Here is a 20,414-nt window from a genome sequence, read left to right on the forward strand (position 1 = left end):
GCGGCCGGGCGGAACCGGCGCGCAAAGCGTACGCGCGATTGCTTATAGTTTCTAGACAGTACAATCCGTTTGATCGTTGAGTTGAGGAATCCCGCGTGAAACCCGCCAGCCCCGCATTGCTTGTGCAGACCGCCACGCCGTCCACGGTGCGTGACGTGAACCGGCGCATCATCCTGAACCTGATCCGGCTGCACCAGCCGATCTCGCGTGCCGATCTTTCGGCGCAGACCGGCATCTCCCGCAGCAATATCAGTGAGATCGTCGACGAACTGGTGTTGATGGGCATGGTGAAGGAGAAGCAGGCCGAACCCAGCAAGCGCGGACGGGTGCCCATCCATCTCTCGTTGAATGACGACGGGTTCCGTGTGCTGGGCATCAGCATCCGGGCCAGTGTTACCTCGCTGGCCTATGCCGGCTTGAGCGGGCGGGCGCAGAAAGTGATCACGTTTCCAACACCTTCGACGCCGCAGAAATTTGTCCGGATGCTGGCATCGAAGTCGATTCACGGGGCGTCGGGGTTTTTCCAGCATGTGGGTGTGAGTGTGCCTGGGCTGATCAATGCGGAGTCGGGTGAAGTGTTGTGGCTGCCGGCGCTGCCGGAGTATGCCGGGTTTCCGCTGGCGACCGCGATCCAGGAGGTCGTGGGTGTTCCGGTGACCGCGGACAACGACTGCAATCTCGGGGCGCTGGCCGATTTGTGGCTGAGCGCGGAGGAGATTGCGGGACTGCAGAATTTTGTGTTCCTGGAGATTGGCGCGATTGGAGTCGGGGCCGGGCTGATCCTGGGGCGCGAAGTGTATCGCGGATACGACGGCCGGTTCGCGGCGGAGTTCGGGCATATGATTGTCGACCCGAACGGACCCAATTGCCGTTGCGGCCGGCAGGGCTGCTGGGAACTGTTTGTGTGCGACCAGGCGGCATGGCAGCGTTACCGCGGAGCAGAGCCTTTCGATTCGACGAGCATGGCGACGCTGCTGGCGGAGGCGCGGAATGGTTCCGGTGACGCGATGCGCGCCCTGGAAGAGACGGCACGCTATCTTTCTATCGGAATTTCGAACATCGTGCTGGCGCTGAATCCGGAACTGATCGTGATTACGGGCGAGATTACCGCGGCCTGGGATCTGGTTGGACCGATGATTGAGAACAAGTTCGCGCCTTCGAAGATCGCGATCCGGGTGCGACCGGCGAATTTGTCGCCAGAGGACCTGTACCTGCAGGGCGCGATCTCGCTCGCATTGAATAACGCCTTCGCAAAACCACGCATCGGCTGGTGATCCGCAGCCGGTTGACGGCGCGGTTTGGAAAGTAGCCGGGCTCACATCCAGTCCTGCTATATTTGGTGAAATCGAAATCCCAAAAACCTGGAGGGGGCTGGGCATGAGTGTTTTCACCATCCTGAATTGCGGTACCAATTTCGACCGCTCGAAGAGGGGCGAACTGGTCGCCGACTTTGGCGTCATGCTGAATGGTGTGGAGTATCGGGACTTCCTGATCACGGACGGAGTCGGTTCAAAAGGCACCACTGCCAACCCGATGCCCGGAACGTTTGATCCCTTTACCAAAGACAAATCAGCCAAGGGGCAATCGCCGTCGTGGTCGAACACCCCGATGCAGACTCTCTCGAACGTGTCGACGGGGCAGGGGACGTTCTCTCCCACCGGGCATGGCGTGTTGCGGGGGCTGACTTCCAGCACGGGCAAGACGAATGCGGCGATCACCGGACACGGTTGGGATGACAATATCCGGCATGCCATCGCGGTGCTCGGGGATGTTTTCCCCGGCCTGCAAGGCACCATCAACATGATTGGCTGGAGCCGTGGGGCGGTGACCTGCCTGCGGATGGCCAACTGGATCAAGGAATTCCTGGGGCCCGGCTTCGACATCAACATCTTTGCGGTCGATCCGGTGGCCGGCCTGGATGCGGGAGCGAGGCTGCAGGACACTTACTTTGTCCCGGACAATGTGAAGAACTATATCGGGATCCTGGCGCTGGATGACATGCGCGGAGACTTCAAGCCGCAGGACCTGAGCCGGTTGGTGATCCAGAACTCTATGATCACGAACCTGGCGATGCTGCCCTTTCCGGGTGTCCACAACACGCCTGTGCTGCTGAAGAGCTCGAGGCTGCCGGAGGTGACCCGGGTGGTACGTCATCTGGCATACAGATTCCTCACTGTGTGCGGGTCGCAATTCAAGATCCACGAACCGATTCTTTCCCAGATCGACTGCTGCCGGAATTATGCGGCGATGATGTTGAAGCGGTCGGAGTACGCGAAGCTCGGGAAGGGCTTCAAGAACTCGCTGATGGGTGGGCTGATGGACAGGACAGCCAAGACGAATGTGCAGGGATACGTTGCGGCTGACGCGAAGTTCTTTGTGAACGAGCACCACCGGGAGTGCTTCCAGATGGCGTATCCCGAAATCTACAACTACTTCTTTACGAATACGGTGCCTAATCCGTTGGGTAAGGCGACGACCAGTTTTCTGGCTACAGACCGCTGGGCGCAGAAGCTGCAGCAATTGTACCAGACGGATCCTGATTCGTTCGAACTGCTGTCGGCGGTGTACACAGTGGAGCGCAAGGGCGGCATGGGGTCGCCCGCGGTATGGACGGTGTGTGCGCCGGGGGTGGGGGCGATGACGGTACCGACGCCTCCGAATGTGACGGCGGCGGTGCGGATGCTGTGCTGAGAGGCGGATTCGCCGGAATCGTTCAGCGAGCCGTCCGGGCATTGAAGCAACCCATCTATACTCGATAGAAATGTTGAAACCGTGGGTGGCGCACGCGCTTTTCTGGTTTGTCAGAGCCGGGATTTTTGCTGTAATTGCCGGGACCATCGTACTCGCGTGGCGCCTTGGTTTTGCCAAATCGAAGCCCGGTCCGGGCCGGACGGTTGCCATCGTGCTACTGGTAGCGTTCTATCTATCTGTAGCCAGTGCGGGTATAGCTATCGGCCACGACCAGGTGGCCCTCTTTGCAATGCCCGTGTGTCTTCTCACCTTCGCCTGGGTCCTTTCCTTCCGCGTGAGATCAGCATGGATGATGCTGATTCACACGCCTGTGGTGTTAGGGCTGGGGCTGGCCTGTCTGTTCATTTGGAGTTCGCTGACTCTGAGCAGAGACCCCGTTGTGCCTGAGTGGGAGCAACGGGTGGACAGGCGGTTAATCTGCCGCGCCTATCCGATCGACGACTCTCTGCCTGCCACGCGACTGATGCTTCTGCGGGAGACGGACGACTCGCTCAGTGATGAGATCATCGATGACTCGCTGACGCAGATAAGCCCCGTAACTTGCCGATGCACTGTAGCGGCAAGCGGCGCCGTGGTGGTGATGGAGATCCGGGATAAAGAAGGCAAGGTCCAGCGGAAAGAAGTGACGGTTGAGTGAGCGGGGGATAAAGGAGCGAGAGTGCTGCCCGCCGGTGCCCAGTTGCTGTATTCGCTGGCTCCCTGAATCCATACCAGTTTTATCTGATATCCTGAGCGACCGTGGATAAGCGCACTTTCCTCAAATTGCTTTCGGCCGCGGGGGCGGCTCCGGTGACCACTCCGGTGTCGGCCTGGATGGCTAACGAGAAGCTGGGCAACTGGGCGGGGAATCTCACGTACAGCACGGACCGGCTTCAGGAAGTCTCGACCCTTGATCAGGTCAAGTCGTATGTGCGGGCACAGAAGAAGCTGAAGGTCCTCGGCACACGGCACTGCTTCAATTCCATTGCGGACAGCAAGAACAACCTGTTGTCGTTGAAGCCGATGCACGAGGTGGCCGCCATCGATGCCAATGCGCGCACGGTGACGGTGGACGCAGGCATCACCTACGGGCAACTGGGGCCGTATCTCGACAGCAAGGGCTTTGCGCTGCACAACCTGGCATCGCTGCCGCATATCTCGATTGCCGGGGCTTGCAGCACAGGGACCCACGGGTCAGGTGAGAAGAACGGGAATCTGGCTACGGCGGTCGCGGCGCTGGAGTTCGTTACGGCGGCTGGCGATGTTGTGAAGCTCTCACGAAAGAGTGATGGCGACACGTTTCGAGGCGCCGTGGTGGGACTCGGGGCCCTGGGGGTGATCACGCGGATTACGCTCGACATCCAGCCCAAATTCACGGTGCGCCAGTGGGTCTATGAGAACTTGCCCCTGGGGCAGATGAAGGATCATTTTGATGTGATCCAGGCGAGCGGCTATAGCGTGAGCCTGTTTACAGACTGGCAGAAGCAGCGCATCAACGAGGTCTGGATCAAGAGCCGGGTAGGGGACGGGACGGCCTTCGCGGCTCCGGCCGAGTTGTTCGGAGCGAAGCGCGCCACGAAGAACCTGCATCCGATTGCCGAGCTCTCCGCCGTGAACTGCACGGAGCAGATGGGGGTGCCGGGTCCCTGGTACGAGAGGCTGCCGCACTTCCGCATGGGGTTCACGCCGAGCGCGGGGAAGGAACTGCAGTCGGAGTTCTTTGTCCCCAGGAAGCATGCGGTGGACGCCATTTTGGCGGTTGAGCGGCTGCGCGACCAGATTACACCCCATCTTCTGATCTCGGAGATCCGTACGATTGCGGCGGACGATCTTTGGATGAGCGCCAGCTATCAGCAGCCCAGCGTGGCGATCCATTTCACCTGGAAGCCGGATTGGCCCGCGGTGCAGCGTGTGCTGCCGGTGATTGAGAAAGAGCTTTCGGCGTTCCAATACCGGCCGCACTGGGGCAAGCTGTTCACGATCGCGCCGGCACCGCTGCGTTCGCGGTATGAGAAACTGCCGCAGTTCCTGGCGCTGGCCGCCAAGTACGACCCCACGGGGAAGTTTCGCAACGATTTTCTGGACACCAACCTGTTCAACCGGTGACAGCCTGGGCACCGCCGCGGGTGGCCCACTCCGGCGGCTACGGATCGCCGTATGATCATAAGGCAGGATCGATTCATCCATTCGGGAGTTGCCATGCCAGACACACCATCCATTCCACGTAGAAGCATTCTCACCGGCGCCACTGCCGCATTCACCACGTCGCTGTTCACCGGCCGGGTTCGCGGCGCCAATGACCGTGTCGCAGTAGGCTTTATCGGCCTCGGGGCGATGGGCTCGGGCAACCTCTCGTATGCGATGCAGGTTCCGGAAGCGCAACCCGTGGCGGTTTGCGACATCTATGGGCCGCACCTCGAGCGGGCCGTTTCCGCGGCCGCCAAGAAGGGTGTACAGGTGAAGGCGGTGACGGATTTCCGCGACATCATCGCGGATAAATCGATCGATGCGATCTGCGTCTCGACGCCGGACCACTGGCATGCCTACATGACGGTAGAGGGCTGCAAGGCAGGCAAGGACGTGTATGTCGAGAAGCCTGCCTGCACGTACATCAATGAAGGCCGCAAGATGGTGCAGGCGGCGCGCAAGTACGACCGCGTGGTGCAGGCCGGGACGATGCAGCGCTCCGGCGGGTATTTCCAGAAGGCAGCGGAACTGGTGAAGAGCGGCATCCTGGGTGAGATCACCTTCTGCCATGCGTACCAGACCGGGCTGACGAAGGAAGCTGGATTCGGCGATCCTGGCGATACGACTCCGCCGGCCGACCTGAATTGGGATATGTGGCTTGGACCGGCTCCCAAGGTTCCGTTCAATCCCAACCGCTGGGGCGTGAAGACTACCACGTTTCCCACGTTCCGATACTTTTGGGACTACGCCGGCGGCGCGATGACGGACTGGGGCGTGCACCTGATCGACCCGCTGCACCAATGCTTCGACGAGGTGATGCCGCTCTCCGTGTCGGCGATGGGCGAGAAGTTCTATGTGAAGGACAACGTCCAGACGCCGGACACGATGCTGGCCACTTTCCGCTATCCGAAGTTCCTGAGCTCGTACGAGAGCCGGACCTGCAATCCGTTGCCGATGTTTGGGACGACGCAGGGCGCGGCGACAACGATTCATGGGACCGAAGCGAGCCTGATGGTGAACCGGTCGGGCTGCTGGCTGATTCCGAACAACAAGTCGAAGATGGAGCCGCAGACCTGGGAAAAAGACAAAGAGATGAGCCAGATGAACGTGCCGCACTGGCGCAATTTCATGGAATGCATCAAGTCGCGGAAGCGGCCCACTAGCGATATTGAAACGTGCGTGCGTTCGTCGGCCACGTGCATCCTGGCGAACCTCTCCATGCGTCACAAGACATGGCTTGATTGGGACGAGAAGGCGTGGACGGTGAAGCAGGATGCTGTGAAGCCGGCCCTGGTGGAGAATTACCGGGATCCGTGGAAGCTGGTCGTCTAAACTGACGTCGAGTTGGTGAGCGAGATCTTCCGGCCCGGTGGCGGCTCCGAGCGAGGCGCCAGCGGGCCGGAACTGTCTACAGAGCCCTGTGCCCCGTCGCCGCAATGAGAGAATGGAGGGGTGTTGAAGGAAACGCGGGTTGCGTTGGTTGGGTGTGGATGGGCTGCCAGGAATTTGCATTTGCCGGCATTGCGGCGCGCGGGTGGTGCGCAGCTGGTGGCCGCGGCCGATCCGAATGAGCGGAACCTGGCCGGGATCGAAAGTCCCCAAGAATTCACAGATATTGAGCGAATGCTGGGCACAGTGGAGTGCGATGCGGTGATTATTGCATCGCCGCCCACGGCCCATTTGTGTGCTGTGGAATGGGCGTTGCGGGCGGGCCGGGCGGTACTTCTGGAGAAGCCTCCGGCGGCTACGCGGGCAGAGGCGCACCGGATTCTGGAGATAGCCGCAGCTTCCTCGCTCTTGTGCGTGCCGGCCCTGAATCAGCGCCATCACCCGGAGTTGGTGCGGTTAAAGCGCAGGATGAAAGCGGGAGAGTTTGGTGATATTGAGGCGGTGAATGTGGTTTGGACCTCGGGCTCGGCTCTCAGCCCGCGGGCCTGGCTGCGACGGCGGGAACAGGGCGGGGGCGCGATGCTGGACCTGGGGATCCACGTGACGGATCTCTGGCGATGGCTGCTGGATTCGGAAGTGGAGGGCATCCGGGCGACGGGGCGTTCCGAGTGGATTGATGATCAGACGGTAGCTATCCACGGACGGTCCGCGAGCGGCACGCTGGTCTCCGCCGTTCTTTCACTTGCTTCCACCGACAGATTTGACATTGAGGTGATCGGCAAAACGGGCTCGGCGCGCGTCTTTCCGTATAGACGCATGAAGGAATCCTACACTGGGCAGTGGCGGGCATTTGAAAGCGCGTTGGCCGGCGGGCGCTGGACGGGGGCGACGCTGGCAGAGGGCGTAGCGGCATTGGATTCGATGCTGGACGCGGCGATGGAACTGCCGCTGGCTCCGCGCTGGGACGCTCGTCCGGTGGAGTATCCGCTCTCGCTGGTGTGTTCCACGACGCGCGATTATGACGCGATTCGTACTACGGTGTCTTACCTGCGTCGGCAAACCATTGCGAGCAAGCTGGAATTGATCCTGGTGGGACCGAGTGAGGCGGCATTGTGCGGGCCTGCCGCGGAGACGGAGGCCTTCGGGGCAGTGCAGCGTATTGGGATCGGCGAGGTCCGTTCCATCGCACACGCCAATGCGGCCGGGGTGCGGGCAGCGCGGGGGCGGCTGGTGGTGTTCACTGAGGATCACTGCTTTCCCGAGCCCGAATGGGCGGAAGCGCTGGTGGCGGCGCACGAGGGTCCCTATGCGGTGGTGGGGCCGGTGATGCGGAACGGCAATCCGGACACGCTGGTGAGCTGGTGCGATTTCCTGATCGGCTACGGGCCGTGGATGGAGCCGATGGCGGCGTGTTCGCCTGACTTTCTGCCGGGCCATAACAGTTGCTACAAGCGGGACATCCTGCTGGAGCTGGGCGGACGGATGGAGGCGCTGCTGGAAGCGGAGACGGTGCTGCATTACGAGCTCAGCGCCAATGGGATTCCGCTGAGAGTGGAGCCGGCGGCACGCGCGCGGCACATCAACTACTCCAGGCTGAGCGTCTGGATTCCGGTCCAGCTACTTTGCGGGCGCCTGTTCGGCGGTTCGCGGGCGATGGCGTGGAGTTGGAAGAGGAAGTGGTTCTATGCCGCGGCTTCGCCTCTCATTCCGGCCGTACGGCTATGGCGGTGCGCCCGGGAGATGCACAAGCCGGGGCGGAGCCGCGCGTTGTTCTGGAAGATGCTGCCGCTGCTGAGTTTCGGGCTGGTCCTGGACGGCATCGGCCAGATGGCCGGGTATTTGTGGGGTGCGGGCGACTCGATGCGCCGGCTGGCGTTCTATGAGTTCAATCGTGCTGACCACGTCAAACTGCAAGAGAGGGCCTTGTGGACTTCAGCGTCGTAGTCACGACGTGGAACCGGCCCGACTCGCTGGCTGAGTGCCTGGATGCGCTGGCCGCGCAGGCATATCCGGCGGAGGCCTTTGAGGTTGTGGTGGTGGACGATGGCAGTGCCGCGGCCCTGGATGACCGGGCGGTGCAGCGGGCGGGCAGGAATGTGCGTTTGATCCGGCAGGTGAATTCGGGTCCGGCGGCGGGCCGCAATCGGGGCGCGCAGGAGGCATGCGGTGAATGGCTGGCGTTCACGGACGACGATTGCCGTCCACGACCCGGGTGGCTGGCTGCGCTGAAGAGTGCATTGGGACGGCATCCAGCGGCACTGGTTGGCGGCACGACGGCGAACGGGCTGAGGACGAATGCGTATTCCCAGGCCAGCCAGTCGATCCTGGATGCGGCGTACCGGTATTTCAATCCGGACCCGCAGAACGCGCGGTTCTTTGCGACAGATAACCTGGCGGTGGAGCGTGAGCGGTTTCTGGCCCTGGGCGGTTTGGATGAGCGGTTCCGGGTGGCGAGTGAGGATCGGGAGTTCTGTGAACGGTGGCTGGCCGGCGGAGGGCGGATAGTGACCGCGGAGGACGCGGTGGTGGATCATTACCACTCGCTGACGTTCGCATCATTTTGCCGGCAGCACTTCCAATATGGCCGCGGTGCGGCACAGTTCCATCGGGGCCGGTTGGAACGGCTGACGCGGGACGTTTCGTTTCGCTGGCGGATCCGCGACTGGCTGGTGCGGCCGGTGCAGGAATCACCAAAACCGGCGTTGGCGGTCGGGTTGGTGGCGGCCTGGCAGGTGGCCAACACGGTCGGATTTCTATGGGAGAGTCTGCGGCTGCCGCAGCGTGATTTGCGGCCGATTTTTCCGTCGGATCGACAGGGTTGAGACAGGCCAGCAAAAGATAGGTCTCCGGCGAGGCACCTTTCGATCGGCGAAGACCATCCAGCAGGTTGAGGGTTACCAACTCCAAATAACCGAGTCCGCCTCTGTGGTGAGTGCTGCTCTTCCACCACCTTGCGCACCGGGACAAGTGAGGGCATGGCTTAAATGCCGAGTGCGTTCAGGAGAGCTGTCTTTCCGATTTTGGTCGCTGGTGTTGCCGTTTTCGCCTGCCTGCAATTCCTGCGTCCTGAACTGACAAACCCGCCGGTGACCAGTGAACTGCAGGCGCCGCCCGAAGTGCGGAACATCCTGCGGACGGCCTGCTACAACTGCCATTCGAATGAGACTCAACTGGCCTGGTTCGATCAGATTGTACCTGCATACTGGCTGGTGGTGCAGGACGTAAAGACCGCGCGGAGTCACCTGAACTTTTCTGAACTGGGTTTGCAGCCCGCGGCGAAGCAACGGGGCGTTTTGTACGAGGCGATCAGCCAGGTGCAATTGGGGGCGATGCCGTTGCCGGCGTATCGACGCCTGCATCCGGAGGCGGTTGTTACAGAGCAGCAGCTGGCGGTGCTTCGAAAGTATGTCAGCTCGCTGACGCCACCGGCCGGGGCTGCGGAAGCCGCCATCGCGGCCGCGGATCAGCAATTCGCGCGTTGGGCCGCTGCTGCTGGGGCCGCGCCCAAACCCGCGGCGTCTCCGAACGGAATCGAATTCCTGCCGGAATATAAGAACTGGAAAGCGATCAGCGCAACTGAGCGGTTTGACAACCAGTCGATGAGGGTCATCGTGGGGAACGAGATCGCGGTGAAAGCGATCGCGGAGAACCGCATCCATCCGTGGCCGGACGGCTCCGCCATGGCGAAGATTGCCTGGTCGCAGTTGAAAGACAGGGCGGGGCAAGTTCGCACCGGCGCCTTCCAGCAAGTGGAGTTCATAATCCGCGACAGCCGGAAGTATGCGGCGACGAAGGGCTGGGGTTGGGCGCGCTGGGTAGGGACGGAGCTGAAGCCGTATGGCAAGGGATCGTCATTCACCGGGGAATGCGTGTCGTGTCATGAGCCGGTAAGTGCCAACGACTATGTATACACGGCGCCGGTGAGGGGCCAACAATGAAGGCGCCGAAGTGCGTGGTGTCTGTGCTGGGCGTGGCTGCCTGCCTGGCGCTTGGCGGGTGTTCCGGATCGAATCCCTTGACGGCGCCGCATCTGAATCAGGCTGGATCGGAGATCACGAGCGTGACGCCCGGGCCGCTGGCGGGCGCAGTGATCACAAGTTGGATCGACAGCAACGAGAAAACGATGTCGGTGATGACCGGCAATGAGGTCGCGGTGCAGCATGCGAGGACTGGGGGCGGGCCGGACTATCCGCAGGGGTCCACGCTTTCAGTGGCAACCTGGGAACAGGCTGAGGATGAGCGGTGGTTCGGCGCGCGGATTCCGAATGCTCCGCGGTCAGTGGAGGTACTGACTGTGAGTTCGAGCGCGGGCGGTAAGCGCTTGTTCAGCTACCGGAGATACGAAGGCAGGCCGTTGAAGCGGGTCGTGGACCAGGATGCTACGCCGGCAGATGAGCGGATCCAGTTTCTGTTAAGCCAGCGCGCGGCCGTGATGCCCTAGACAGCGGAGCAGGCGGCGCTACTCTGCGAAGTAACCTTCCTTACAGCGAACACGAAAACGGCCGTCGGCTTTGACGGAGACGCGGATGGGCCGCCACTCTCCGGTACCGATGGTAGGCGCATAGTAGGCGAGCATGTAAGTGAACTTCAGATCGGCGGCGATGGCCATGAAGATCTCATCCATCTGCGAGGACTTCTGCGCGCGGAACAGTTGTCCGCCTGTCTTCTCAGAGATCACTTCGAGGGACTTCATCAACTTCGTGGCGCTGAGGGCCTCTCCCTGTGCGACGACATAGACGGGCACGCCTGTCTTGCGGGCCCGCAGCGCGGCGGTTTCCAGGTTCAACACGCTGGAATTGTCCGCGCCGTCGGTGAACACGACGACAGCTTTCTTGCCGGGGCGGGCATGCAGTTCCTGCGAGACACGGGTGAGGGCGTCGAAGAGGGCGGTGCGGCCTTCCGCTCGGGTACGGCGCACGGCGAGTTTGGCGGCGCGTTTGTCGCGGGTAAACTCCTGCAGGCGTTCGAGGCTGCCGGCGAAGCCATAGACGGATACGAGGTCTTCGTCCCGAAGCTGATCGATGAGCAGGCTGATGGCGTTCTTGACCACGGGGAGAGAGTCGCGCATGCTGCCGGTGGTATCCATGACGATGGTCAGCGCGAGTCCCTCTGTGCTGGCTTCGAACCTTTCGATCCGTTGCGGATTCCCGCCGTCGAGGACGTCAAACTCGTGTTCCTTCAGCCCGCCGATGCGGTGGTCCTGTTTGTCGAACACCGTGGCGTAGACTTCCACCAGGCGTGAGGTGACGCGAAACGTAGGCGTCTGCTCCTGAGCCTGTAGCAGCATGAGTGGAATGAGAAGGATCCGTTTCATTGTTTCTCCAGCAGCCAGGCGGGACTGAGGCCGCTCCAGGCTTTCAGGGCAGAAGCCCAGTCGTTGTAGTCAATCATCTGAAGCGAGGTGAAGGCTTTATCCATGAGGGCTTCGGCATCGGCGGCGAGGCGCAGCGGGTCGATGCCTTCGTGATCGGCCAACCAGGCGAGGGACAGCTTGAACTCGGATACGCGTTCAGAGAAGCGGTCGGGCAGCAGGTAGCGGGCGTAGTCTTCGTAGGGCGGCAGGGGTTCGAAGGAGGGTGTTGAGTAACCGTGAATGAACAGGGGCACCGAGCCCAGGAGGCTGTGACGGTTGGGGGTGGCGGACGCGCGGCGGAGAGCCGGCCACATGGGTGAGGGCCACGGATCGTCCTTGGGATAGGAGGCAGGCAGGCGATCGCCGAGCCAATAGAGGTCGCTCAAGGAGAGGACTTCCCAGGCGGGCGCCACTTCGCCGGCGGCCAGCGAAGCAAGCAGGCGGCTGCGGCGGTTGGGCGCGATCAGGCCGACAGAGGCGGCTTCCAGGGACTCACGGACCCTGCCGCTGCGGGAGGATTCGACGACCCACTCCCGAGCAGCCAGAACGCGAAGTTTGAAACTGCGGAGGTCTGCGACGCGGAGCTGCCAGAGAGGAGTGGCGCGCACGGCAGCCGTCTGCATCACCTGGACGCTTTCGCTGCTGACGCTGGCATTCGAGCGGCCGGCCCGAGCGATTCTCCCAGCCGTATAGGCGAAGCCGGCCAGGGAGCCGCGGGCGAAGCTGCCGATTGTGTCGGAGTTGATTTCGAACTCGGCCGGCGGGAACCAGGTCGTTTTCTTCGTTGTCGAATCGAGCTCGATGAACTGGTGTTTGCGCACGAGCAGGACATCTTCGGCTGCTGCCAGATCGGAGGTACGGAGGAAGTAGGCGTAGTCGAGGGAAAGCACGGCCAAGGCGAGAGGTGCGGCCAGTTCTTCCAGAAGCTGCCGTGACAGTTTGTCGAACTCCTTCGGATTTGGCTTCTTCTTCGCGGCCTGCTTCTTCACTTCGACGAGGATTTTGGGTCCGCCGAGCGCATTGTAGAGCTCGATAGTCTGGCGGATCTCACCCCTGGGTTTCTGATTTTTGGAGAATTCAACACGCGGCAGGGTGGCGAAGCCCTTCTCCAGCGCCAAGGCGGATTCGAGCGGTTTTCGAGGCAGCTCACGGGCGTGGCGGACCATCTCGAGCAACTGGGCAAGGTCCGGCGCCTTTTGTGCCTGCAGCACTTTCCGGATTTCGTCACGGCGTCCGAGTTGGGCAGGGCCGGCTAGAGCATCCAGCCACCAAGTGGCCGAGTCCGGTGTATCGGCCCGGGCTTTCACTTGCCGTTGGGCCGATTCTAGGACGGCAGCCGAGGCTTCGCTCCACAGATCGGTGGTTGCTGAATTGCCGAGTTTCTCGCACAGTTCACTGAAGAGAGTGGAGGCTTCGGCGATGGTGAGGGATCCGTGACGGGCCAGCAGGTCGATGAGCTCAGCGACGGCGTAAAAGTGGGCGAGGAGTTGATTGGCGTCGACGTCTCTTAACTCCTTCACGCGGGCGGCCAGGCGCAGGAAGCGGGTAAGGTCCTTCTCGTGGAGTTCCGTCAGGCTGGCGAAGTAGGGGTAAGCTCCCTCGCAGTCGGACAGGCTCTGCGCGAGCAGCAGCGCTTCCGCCTCGGTCAGGGGGGTGGAGCGCCTGGCGTCGATGCGGGCCACGGCGAGGAAGTTGTCGACCTGGGAGACTTTCTGTTCTCCGGCCTCATAGCGGCGGCGGGCCAGCTTGATGAGCACCTCATCCTCTGACGCCGGGGCGACCGCCTTATCCACTTTGCGCATCATGCGCTGAGTCTTCTCCAGCGTGGAGGCGCCGCGAGCGACGGTCCAGACTTCAGCGCTGCCCGGCCAGTCGACGGTGCCATCTTTCGCGAGTGGAATCTCCCGCAGGAATTCCAGAAACGAGGCCTCGCGCGTACGTTTGGCCGCGCCTGGCTTCATCTCCGGAGAGTCCTTGAAAAGTGCATAGTAGGCTGCTGCCCGCTGCGGATTGCGGGTGAAGAATGTCTGGCGAAGGGGATCCAGCTGAGTCAGGTTCGAGAAGAATGCCAGCAGCCTGCCGTTGTCCTGATGGAGCAGCTTGGTATAGAACGCCACGGCATCGGAGGGGTCGCTTTGCGCCAGGGCGCGCCACACGGGCCTTGCGGCGGCGCCTCCGGGGACGATGACCTCGCCCTGGCCATTCAACGCGAACGCGGGGCCGAAGGCGAAGAGCAGATCGGCATACTTCTCAGAGGCGAGCACACGCAGTCCAATGCGTTTCGCGAGGAGCTCCGCGGCGCGCGGTTCGGCGGAGGCGAGGCCGGCGTAGAGCCGCGCCACGGTTGGTTCGCGTACGAGTAGTTCCGAGAAGCCTCCGCCGGGCGGACCTTTCGGTGCGAACTCACGCATCCAGGCGGCCTGCCCGAAGAGGACGTTTGCCCAGCCGACTTCCACTTCGAGGTTATAGTCTTTACCTGCTTCGATGACCTCGACCATTTCCACGGGGTCCAACCCGAGCGCGGAGAGAAGCTCCTGTTTGCGTGCCTGATCCTTCTTCTCGCCCGCGTCGAGGGAGATCTTGGACTTATTCACCTTCAGCTTGTAGCCGAGCGATTCCACGACCCGCTCCGCCGCTTTGCGGGCGTTATTGTCCTTTGTGGATAGGGCGATGACATAGCGGCCGTCCTTGATGCGGCCGAATGCCTGCAGCTGCTGAACCTTGGTGAAGTAAGTCAACACCTCGTCCCGATAGGCATCGGCTGCACTCTTTTCGGAGACGCCGAGTCCATCTGCGAGCGTGCGGCTGTACTCCTGGAAAAAGGTGGCGGGGCTCGAGGCGCGCTTCTTCATATGGGCGGCGAAAGCCATGCCGTCGAGGCCACCCGGAACAAGTCCGTCGGGCGCGGCGAGCGAAGATGAAACGGGCGCGCCGGCTGTTCCTGCAGCGGGACTGGCCTTGCCGCGCTGTTGGAACCAGGCGGCCAGTTCGGTTTCGTGGTCCCGGAGTGCGACGGTGAGCCCGCGCTGGGTGGCGGCCTGCAGTTCGCCGGGTGGGGCCTTGGCGCGATCGAGGGATTCCACCAGCGTCCGGTAGGCGAGGGCGGCGGACTTTCCGTAGAGGTCCTCCTGGGCGGCGCGGCGGCGCTGTACTTCGAGATCGGTGAGTTGGGCGGCGGCCGTTTCCAACGCGCGGCGGCTGTCATAGGGGCGGCCCAGGCGCTCCAGCATTTCGACCCGGGCCAGATGCAGGCGAGCGGAGCCGGGCGCCTTCAATAGACCGGCCTCGCTGACCGGCAAGCCGTCGGCATCGCGGGCAGCGGCCATCAGGAGGCGCGTGGATTCGAAGTAGCCCTGTTCGAACGCAGGGTCGAGGGCAAAAGTCTTGAGCCAGAGTTCAAGGGAACGCGCCGGCTCTCCCAGTTTTTCCCAGTACGCGGCGTAGTCCGCGAGAACGGGGACCTCGGGCGGCAGGCTCTTCGCGGCTTCCTCGACCAGCGGCCGGGCGCGAGCGGCGTCCCCTGCATTGAGGAGCAGGCCAACCAGGCGGGTGCGGCGATCGAGCCTGGAGCCGTTGAGCGCCAGGGCCTTCTCCAGGGAGCGGGTCTCCCGGGCGGTGTCTTTCGTTTCGCGGCCGAGGTCCGCGGAGACATACCAGAGGTCTTCATTGGCGGGTTGGAGCGTAAGGCTCTCGTCGAAGAGCGCGAGGGCGCCGGGCACGTCCTGTCGAAGCAGGCGCAGGCGTCCGGCTCGCTCAGCGAGCAGGGGATCGCGCGGATTCAATTGCCGGGCGCGCTGCAGGACAGGCTCCGCTGCCAGTCGAGATCCGCCATCGTAGAGGGCGTGTGCGTACTGCCGCCAGCGATCGGCGCTAGCCGGTTCCAGTTCGACCACGGCGGCCAGCCAGCGGGCTGCCGCAGTGAAGTCTCTCAACTGCAGCGCCTCATCAGCCGCCAGGTTGATGCCGCTGGCATCGCGCGGATTGATGGCCAGGACGGCGGTCAATTCGGGCAGCGCGGCACGGGCCGCTACGGCTTGGCGAAGCCTGGAGTAGTCCTCCAATGAGGGCAAAGAAAATTCGGGGTTCTGTATAAACTCCGGCCATTCGCACAGCGACTGGCCGCCGGCATCCTTGAGGAGGGTTGGGGCGAGCAGGAAGCCGTCGCTGAGGGACGGAGCGGTCCAGGCGGCTTCCTGGGCATCGGGCGGCGGCGCGTCGAGGCTGGCCAGGAATTGGCGGGAGATGGAGTCGAACAGGGGGAGGGTCTGGTGGTCCTGCGGCGCCCAGAAGATCGGGCGCAGCCGGCGGGCGGCGAACACGCGGCCGAACCAGGCGCGAGTGTAGTCGAGCATGGGTTCCGGCAGGCCTGGCCAACGTCCTGCGAACACGACGGTGAGCCAGCCCTGATCGGGTTCAGAGATGAGGGCGCGAGGCAGTTCCGAGTAGAAGCGGAGGGGTTCAATGGCGGGCGGGGGCTCCTCGGGTTGCTTCAGCTTCTCTTTCAAGTCTCTATCCAGGGCCGCGACCGACCGGTATGGACCCAGGGGTTGGAAGCCGCCGGAGGTGAAGAGAATCAGGTCAAATAGACTCTTATCCTTGCGTGCGCCGTAGAGTTGCCGGAGGTAGGGGCGGAGAGCGTCGAGATCAGCGGGTTGCAGGGTGTCTACGGCGATCACGACGGAGAGGCGCGGGCTATAGCTGGGCGGAGACAGGCGCAGCGGCACCTCGGCGCCTCGCATCGTCAGAGTGGCGGGTGCCGGCACCAGGGCCATCTGACCCTTCAGGATCGCGACGGCGCATAGGGTCAACAGTAGTGGACGATAGAGCACGGGGTCACGACATTATAACTGGAGGTGTCCGGACTGGATCCCTGATTTTGCCGATTTTGCCGCTACTTTGGGCTTTCGGGGAAGTAGATGCGCCTTTACGGTCCCAATCTACACCTTATTGAGGACTGAGGTGAGGTCGGCACCATAGGGAATCGCCAAGCGTTGGCCGATGTCCAGCCGCAGCCCAGATTGGTTTCTGGCCGACTGGACAGCGTGGTAGGCTTTGAATGCCGTGAACAGCAAAAGCAGCCCGAAAGGCAGTGGGGCTCTCCGTAGAGACCGGTTGGAGGACGATCCGGCTGTCATCTTCGCGCTCGATAATGACCTTAGGATTGTCTACTGCAATGCCGCCTGGGATCGCTTTGCCCGCGAGAACAGCGGCGCCGGATTGGAGCGCCATCGGCAGTTGGGCCAGCCGGTGATGGCTTGCGTGCCAGACGTGCTCAAGCCCTTTTTCGAGGACGGGTATCGCCGGGTGTTGACCTCGCGTGAGGCCTGGCAGCACTCATATGAGTGCTCCAGCCCCTCGCATTTTCGCTCATTCCGTATGCTGACTTATGCCGAGCCCGACGGCTCGGGCCTGGTGGTGGTGAACTCGCTGACGGTGATGAGACCGCACGACGAGCACGATCGGGTGCCCCTGCCGCCTGAGATCAGCTGCTACCTCGATGAAGCCGGTGTTCTCAAGATGTGCAGCCATTGCAGAAGGGTATGCCACCGTGCCGACCACAGCCGTTGGGATTGGGTGCCGGAGTTGCTGGCGGCTCCACCCAAACGGGTCAGTCACGGGATCTGTGGCATCTGCAGGCAGGTGTTCTATCCGGACTCCGTCGAAGGACCTACACCCCTGTTGACGCCGTAACCGTGATAGGCGCATCGCCCGGCGCCGAGGCCGGAATGACCACGGAGAGTGGGGCCTCTGACAATTGCGGGCGGAAGGGCAACGAGACGAGGAGCCTGTCGCCGGCCTTCACCTGGTAAGCCTTCAGCGGCTGCGGGCCCGCGAGCGCCGTATTCCACTCGACGATGATGCGATCCTCATCGCGGCGGGTCTTGACGGCTGCGGGCTGCACGAGGCCGCTTTTCTCCTGGAAGTAGTTGGTGGCCGCGCCGTGGCGGGCGGCCGAATCGTTTTCGATTCGTTCGCGCTCCAGGGTAGAGGGCAGGTCAGAGAGCGCTGCCGTCAAATTGGCGGTCATCTGGCAGTTTTCAGGTCTGGCGCGATCGATGCGGCCGGTGCCGATGATGACGCACGAGACGCCTGGGAGGGATGCTGTGTAGCGGACCGGGTCAGAGCAGGCGGTTGCTTCGGGCTTGCCCACTGACAGGATCACGTCATCCGGCGTGCGTGAGAAGCGCGGTTGCTTCCCATAGTAAGCGCCGTCCGCGAAGACCTTCATGGCGATGACGCCCAAGCCACGCGCCACGGCCAGGGGCAGCACGTTGTTCTGGTGAGAGCTGCACAGCCGGTCGTTGGAGTTCAGTGCGACCAGCAGTGTGTCGAAGATATTCTGGCTGTCGCGGCGGATGGCGCTCATCAATACAGGGGAACTCTGGTGGCCGGTCAGGCCGATGTGGCGGATCCAGTGCTTCTGCTCCGGATTGAGGCCGGTATAGTTGGTGCCGTCACGGAAGTCCAGCAGGGCGGCGAGGGCGCCAATGCGCTCAGGGCGTTTTGAGCCGCGCTCGGCCAGGCCTTCGTAGATTTGGTTCACCTGTTCCAGCGTGGTGAGATTGTGAACCTGAATGGAGTCGAGGTAAGCGCCTTCCGGAATGAATCCTTTGCCGTCTCCAAAGATCTGCGTGAGCGATCGTTTCAGATCATCGACGGCCGTGGCGCCCGTGCCAGCAGGATCGAGGGCGAGCCGCCGGCCGGTCTTGGTGGCGAGGAACAGTCGTTCGCGTCCCGCCTTGTCATAGGAGGAATCGGAGGGAGTGAGGTGCAGGCGGCGGAACGCCTCACCGTAGTTCATCTGACTGGGACCGTAGGCGTTGGCCGTGTCGAGGTAGTTCAAACCGAGCTCGACGGCACGCACGATGATGTCAGCCGGATCAATCCCGGGCTTCGTCCACTGCAGCGAGGCCTGGCCACCGAGGGCCAGCGGCACAACCTGGCGTCCGGTGCGCCCCAGAAGCCGGCGGGGGAATCTGGCCGCGGCCTGGGCGTAGAGGGTTCCTGGCGCCAGCATTCCGGCGGCTGGGAGGGCTCCGAGAACTGAGAGAACGGTGCGGCGGGAGATCATTGGGGCTCCTTCACTTCGTGGCTTCTGAGCGGGTCGCGGCGCATAAATTCATTAGCGACTTTCAGATGCTGTAGTCGTGTTCAGTATACGCCCGGCGGTGGTTTGCCAGCTTAGGAGCCGGTGTCTTTCGCGGTTCACTGCCGAGGTGGAGGGTAGGTGTGCAGTTCGTGCCGGACCATGCTCCGCCAGTCCTGCAGGTTGGGTGCTCCAGCAGCGCGAAAGAAACCAGCCAGTTCGGCGCGCAGCGTGGCTGCCGTCCTGGCATAAGCGGCATCGCGCAGGACATTCTTCGTCTCGCCGGGATCGGCTTCGAGGTCGTACATCTCGCTGGGGAACTCTGAGGTGCGCTCGATGTACTTCAGGGTCTGCGTGCGCAGGCCACGTACATTGGCGTATTCGAAATAGAGGCGGTTCCGCCAGTTTTGCGAATCGCCGCGCAGCAGACGCGTGTAACTGCGCCCGGGCCGGCGGCCGCCATTCGGTGCGGGGACGCCCAGGTAGTCGAGGATGGTCGGGAAGAAATCGTAGCTGGAAACAAGCGACGGGATGACTCGGCCGGCGGCGATGCGGCCGGGGTGGTTCCAGATGAGGGGGACGCGCAGCGCCTCCTCGTACATATTGAACGGCCAGGTGCCGTTGCCCTTGCCCCACACCCCGTGGTGGCCTGCGCTCCACCCTTGATCGGCCGTGAAGATCACGAGCGTATTCTCGCGGACGCCCATCTGGTCGAGGCGTTGCAGGACGCGGGCCATGTTGTGATCCATGCCGGTGATCAGCGCGGAATAGCCCAGCTTGCTCGCACGCTGCCCGTGATGCCGGGCGAGTTCCGGGTTCTGCCAGGGGTGCCTGGGCGTGTCGGGAAAACAGGAGAAATTCGAGTCGCGATAGGGCTGGCGGAATTCCTCGGGTTGGTAATCGTAAGGCGTGTGCGGAGCGTAGAACGGCAGGTGGAGCACGAACGGTTTATTTCTCACCGTGTCCAGGAACTCCAGCGCGCCGTCGGTGACGAGATTGGTCTTGTAGCCAGTCAGCTTTCGACGCACTCCGTTGGTGACGAATTCGGGGTCGCGGTAGGTCCCGCCTCCGCCGGGGACGGTGTGCCAGTAGGAGAAGCCGCGCTGGGCTTTGTCGTCGTCGCCCATATGCCATTTGCCGCACAGGCCGAGGGTGTAGCCATGGGCGGCGAGCGCCTCGCTCCAGGTAGGGTGGCCGTCGAGGAAGCGGGTGGCGGCAGGTCCAAAGCTGTCCCGCGGCAGCAGGTAGTCCTGGACGCCGTGCTGCGAGGGGATCAGGCCGGTCATGTACGTCATGCGGCTGGGTGAGCAGACCGGGGTGCAGGCGTAGGCTCCAGTGAAGCGCGCTCCGGTTGAGGCGAGGCGGTCGATATTGGGTGTCTGGATATCGCTGCACCCATAGCAGCCGTTGGCCCAGGCGCCGTGGTCGTCGGACATGAAGATCACGACATTGGGGCGGCTGGCCGCCGCGCGGGATGGCAGAAGGAGGAGGGGCGCGGCCAGGACGGAACGGCGGCTCGGCATGTTATCAGGGTAACGCGCCAAACCTGGCTGACCCGATTGTGATCGGACTGCCAAGTGCAGCGCCGCGCCGGTTCCGGGAACCACCGATTGAGGCCGCCCCGCCGATTCTCAGCGTGTTACACTTTGCCTGCAAGATGTAAAGAGC

At 62.8% G+C, this 20,414-nt stretch carries 14 protein-coding genes; 10 read left to right on the forward strand and 4 right to left on the reverse strand.

Features of this window, described 5'->3' with window-relative positions:
• The first annotated feature begins 95 nt into the window (after nucleotides 1-95).
• The 9 genes from ACR9Y2_RS27225 to ACR9Y2_RS27265 all read left to right on the forward strand — a co-directional run bounded on the left by ACR9Y2_RS27225 (nucleotide 96) and on the right by ACR9Y2_RS27265 (nucleotide 10,747).
• A complete protein-coding gene (locus tag ACR9Y2_RS27225; protein ID WP_435045023.1) occupies nucleotides 96-1,274 on the forward strand; it encodes an ROK family transcriptional regulator in 1,179 nt (392 codons plus the stop codon).
• A gap of 103 nt (nucleotides 1,275-1,377) precedes the next feature.
• A complete protein-coding gene (locus ACR9Y2_RS27230; RefSeq protein WP_435045024.1) occupies nucleotides 1,378-2,691 on the forward strand; it encodes a DUF5621 domain-containing protein in 1,314 nt (437 codons plus the stop codon).
• A gap of 70 nt (nucleotides 2,692-2,761) precedes the next feature.
• On the forward strand, nucleotides 2,762-3,388 hold the full coding sequence (locus tag ACR9Y2_RS27235) for a hypothetical protein (protein ID WP_435045025.1): 627 nt from the start codon (nucleotides 2,762-2,764) through the stop codon (nucleotides 3,386-3,388).
• Nucleotides 3,389-3,489: 101 nt separating this feature from the next.
• Nucleotides 3,490-4,836: an FAD-binding protein gene (locus ACR9Y2_RS27240; RefSeq protein WP_435045026.1), complete on the forward strand. Its 1,347-nt coding sequence runs from the start codon at nucleotides 3,490-3,492 to the stop codon at nucleotides 4,834-4,836.
• Nucleotides 4,837-4,929: 93 nt separating this feature from the next.
• Nucleotides 4,930-6,249 carry a Gfo/Idh/MocA family protein gene (locus ACR9Y2_RS27245; RefSeq protein ID WP_435045027.1) on the forward strand — a complete coding sequence of 440 codons (1,320 nt, stop codon included), beginning with the start codon at nucleotides 4,930-4,932 and terminating at the stop codon, nucleotides 6,247-6,249.
• A gap of 120 nt (nucleotides 6,250-6,369) precedes the next feature.
• Nucleotides 6,370-8,250 carry a Gfo/Idh/MocA family protein gene (locus ACR9Y2_RS27250; RefSeq protein ID WP_435045028.1) on the forward strand — a complete coding sequence of 627 codons (1,881 nt, stop codon included), beginning with the start codon at nucleotides 6,370-6,372 and terminating at the stop codon, nucleotides 8,248-8,250.
• Nucleotides 8,232-9,128, forward strand: coding sequence for a glycosyltransferase family 2 protein (locus ACR9Y2_RS27255; protein ID WP_435045029.1), 897 nt, complete (start codon nucleotides 8,232-8,234; stop codon nucleotides 9,126-9,128). Before ACR9Y2_RS27250 ends, ACR9Y2_RS27255 begins: the two co-directional genes overlap by 19 nt.
• Nucleotides 9,129-9,290: 162 nt before the next feature.
• Entirely contained in the window at nucleotides 9,291-10,244 is a 954-nt protein-coding gene (locus tag ACR9Y2_RS27260) for a heme-binding domain-containing protein (RefSeq protein WP_435045030.1), read from the forward strand.
• Nucleotides 10,241-10,747: a hypothetical protein gene (locus ACR9Y2_RS27265; RefSeq protein WP_435045031.1), complete on the forward strand. Its 507-nt coding sequence runs from the start codon at nucleotides 10,241-10,243 to the stop codon at nucleotides 10,745-10,747. Before ACR9Y2_RS27260 ends, ACR9Y2_RS27265 begins: the two co-directional genes overlap by 4 nt.
• Nucleotides 10,748-10,765: 18 nt before the next feature.
• Here the strand turns inward: ACR9Y2_RS27265 and ACR9Y2_RS27270 are convergent, their stop codons facing one another.
• Together ACR9Y2_RS27270 and ACR9Y2_RS27275 are read right to left on the reverse strand one after the other, a co-directional pair.
• Entirely contained in the window at nucleotides 10,766-11,620 is an 855-nt protein-coding gene (locus tag ACR9Y2_RS27270; protein WP_435045032.1) for a VWA domain-containing protein, read from the reverse strand.
• The gene (locus ACR9Y2_RS27275) at nucleotides 11,617-16,488 is read right to left on the reverse strand and encodes a tetratricopeptide repeat protein (RefSeq protein ID WP_435045033.1); all 4,872 of its coding nucleotides are present in this window, start codon (nucleotides 16,486-16,488) and stop codon (nucleotides 11,617-11,619) included. The genes ACR9Y2_RS27270 and ACR9Y2_RS27275 overlap by 4 nt, the downstream gene beginning before the upstream one ends.
• A 232-nt stretch (nucleotides 16,489-16,720) precedes the next feature.
• Between ACR9Y2_RS27275 and ACR9Y2_RS27280 the strand changes: the two genes are divergently transcribed.
• On the forward strand, nucleotides 16,721-17,350 hold the full coding sequence (locus ACR9Y2_RS27280) for a PAS domain-containing protein (protein ID WP_435045034.1): 630 nt from the start codon (nucleotides 16,721-16,723) through the stop codon (nucleotides 17,348-17,350).
• Here the strand turns inward: ACR9Y2_RS27280 and ACR9Y2_RS27285 are convergent.
• Together ACR9Y2_RS27285 and ACR9Y2_RS27290 are read right to left on the reverse strand one after the other, a co-directional pair.
• The gene (locus ACR9Y2_RS27285; RefSeq protein ID WP_435045035.1) at nucleotides 17,328-18,731 is read right to left on the reverse strand and encodes an aldo/keto reductase; all 1,404 of its coding nucleotides are present in this window, start codon (nucleotides 18,729-18,731) and stop codon (nucleotides 17,328-17,330) included. The genes ACR9Y2_RS27280 and ACR9Y2_RS27285 overlap by 23 nt on opposite strands.
• Before the next feature lie 134 nt (nucleotides 18,732-18,865).
• A complete protein-coding gene (locus ACR9Y2_RS27290) occupies nucleotides 18,866-20,269 on the reverse strand; it encodes a sulfatase family protein (RefSeq protein ID WP_435045036.1) in 1,404 nt (467 codons plus the stop codon).
• Nucleotides 20,270-20,414: the final 145 nt, after the last annotated feature.

The sequence above is a fragment of the Paludibaculum fermentans genome (assembly GCF_051172195.1).
GTDB classification, from domain to species: Bacteria; Acidobacteriota; Terriglobia; order Bryobacterales; family Bryobacteraceae; genus Paludibaculum; species Paludibaculum fermentans_A.

What these genes read in the sequence shown, in the direction of transcription:
- ACR9Y2_RS27265 (WP_435045031.1), top strand. Translation starts at nt 10,241, where the DNA reads ATGAAGGCGCCGAAGTGCGTGGTGTCTGTGCTGGGCGTGGCTGCCTGC.
- ACR9Y2_RS27290 (WP_435045036.1), bottom strand. Translation starts at nt 20,269, where the DNA reads ATGCCGAGCCGCCGTTCCGTCCTGGCCGCGCCCCTCCTCCTTCTGCCA.
- ACR9Y2_RS27260 (WP_435045030.1), top strand. Translation starts at nt 9,291, where the DNA reads ATGCCGAGTGCGTTCAGGAGAGCTGTCTTTCCGATTTTGGTCGCTGGT.
- ACR9Y2_RS27285 (WP_435045035.1), bottom strand. Translation starts at nt 18,731, where the DNA reads ATGATCTCCCGCCGCACCGTTCTCTCAGTTCTCGGAGCCCTCCCAGCC.
- ACR9Y2_RS27235 (WP_435045025.1), top strand. Translation starts at nt 2,762, where the DNA reads ATGTTGAAACCGTGGGTGGCGCACGCGCTTTTCTGGTTTGTCAGAGCC.
- ACR9Y2_RS27230 (WP_435045024.1), top strand. Translation starts at nt 1,378, where the DNA reads ATGAGTGTTTTCACCATCCTGAATTGCGGTACCAATTTCGACCGCTCG.
- ACR9Y2_RS27245 (WP_435045027.1), top strand. Translation starts at nt 4,930, where the DNA reads ATGCCAGACACACCATCCATTCCACGTAGAAGCATTCTCACCGGCGCC.
- ACR9Y2_RS27270 (WP_435045032.1), bottom strand. Translation starts at nt 11,620, where the DNA reads ATGAAACGGATCCTTCTCATTCCACTCATGCTGCTACAGGCTCAGGAG.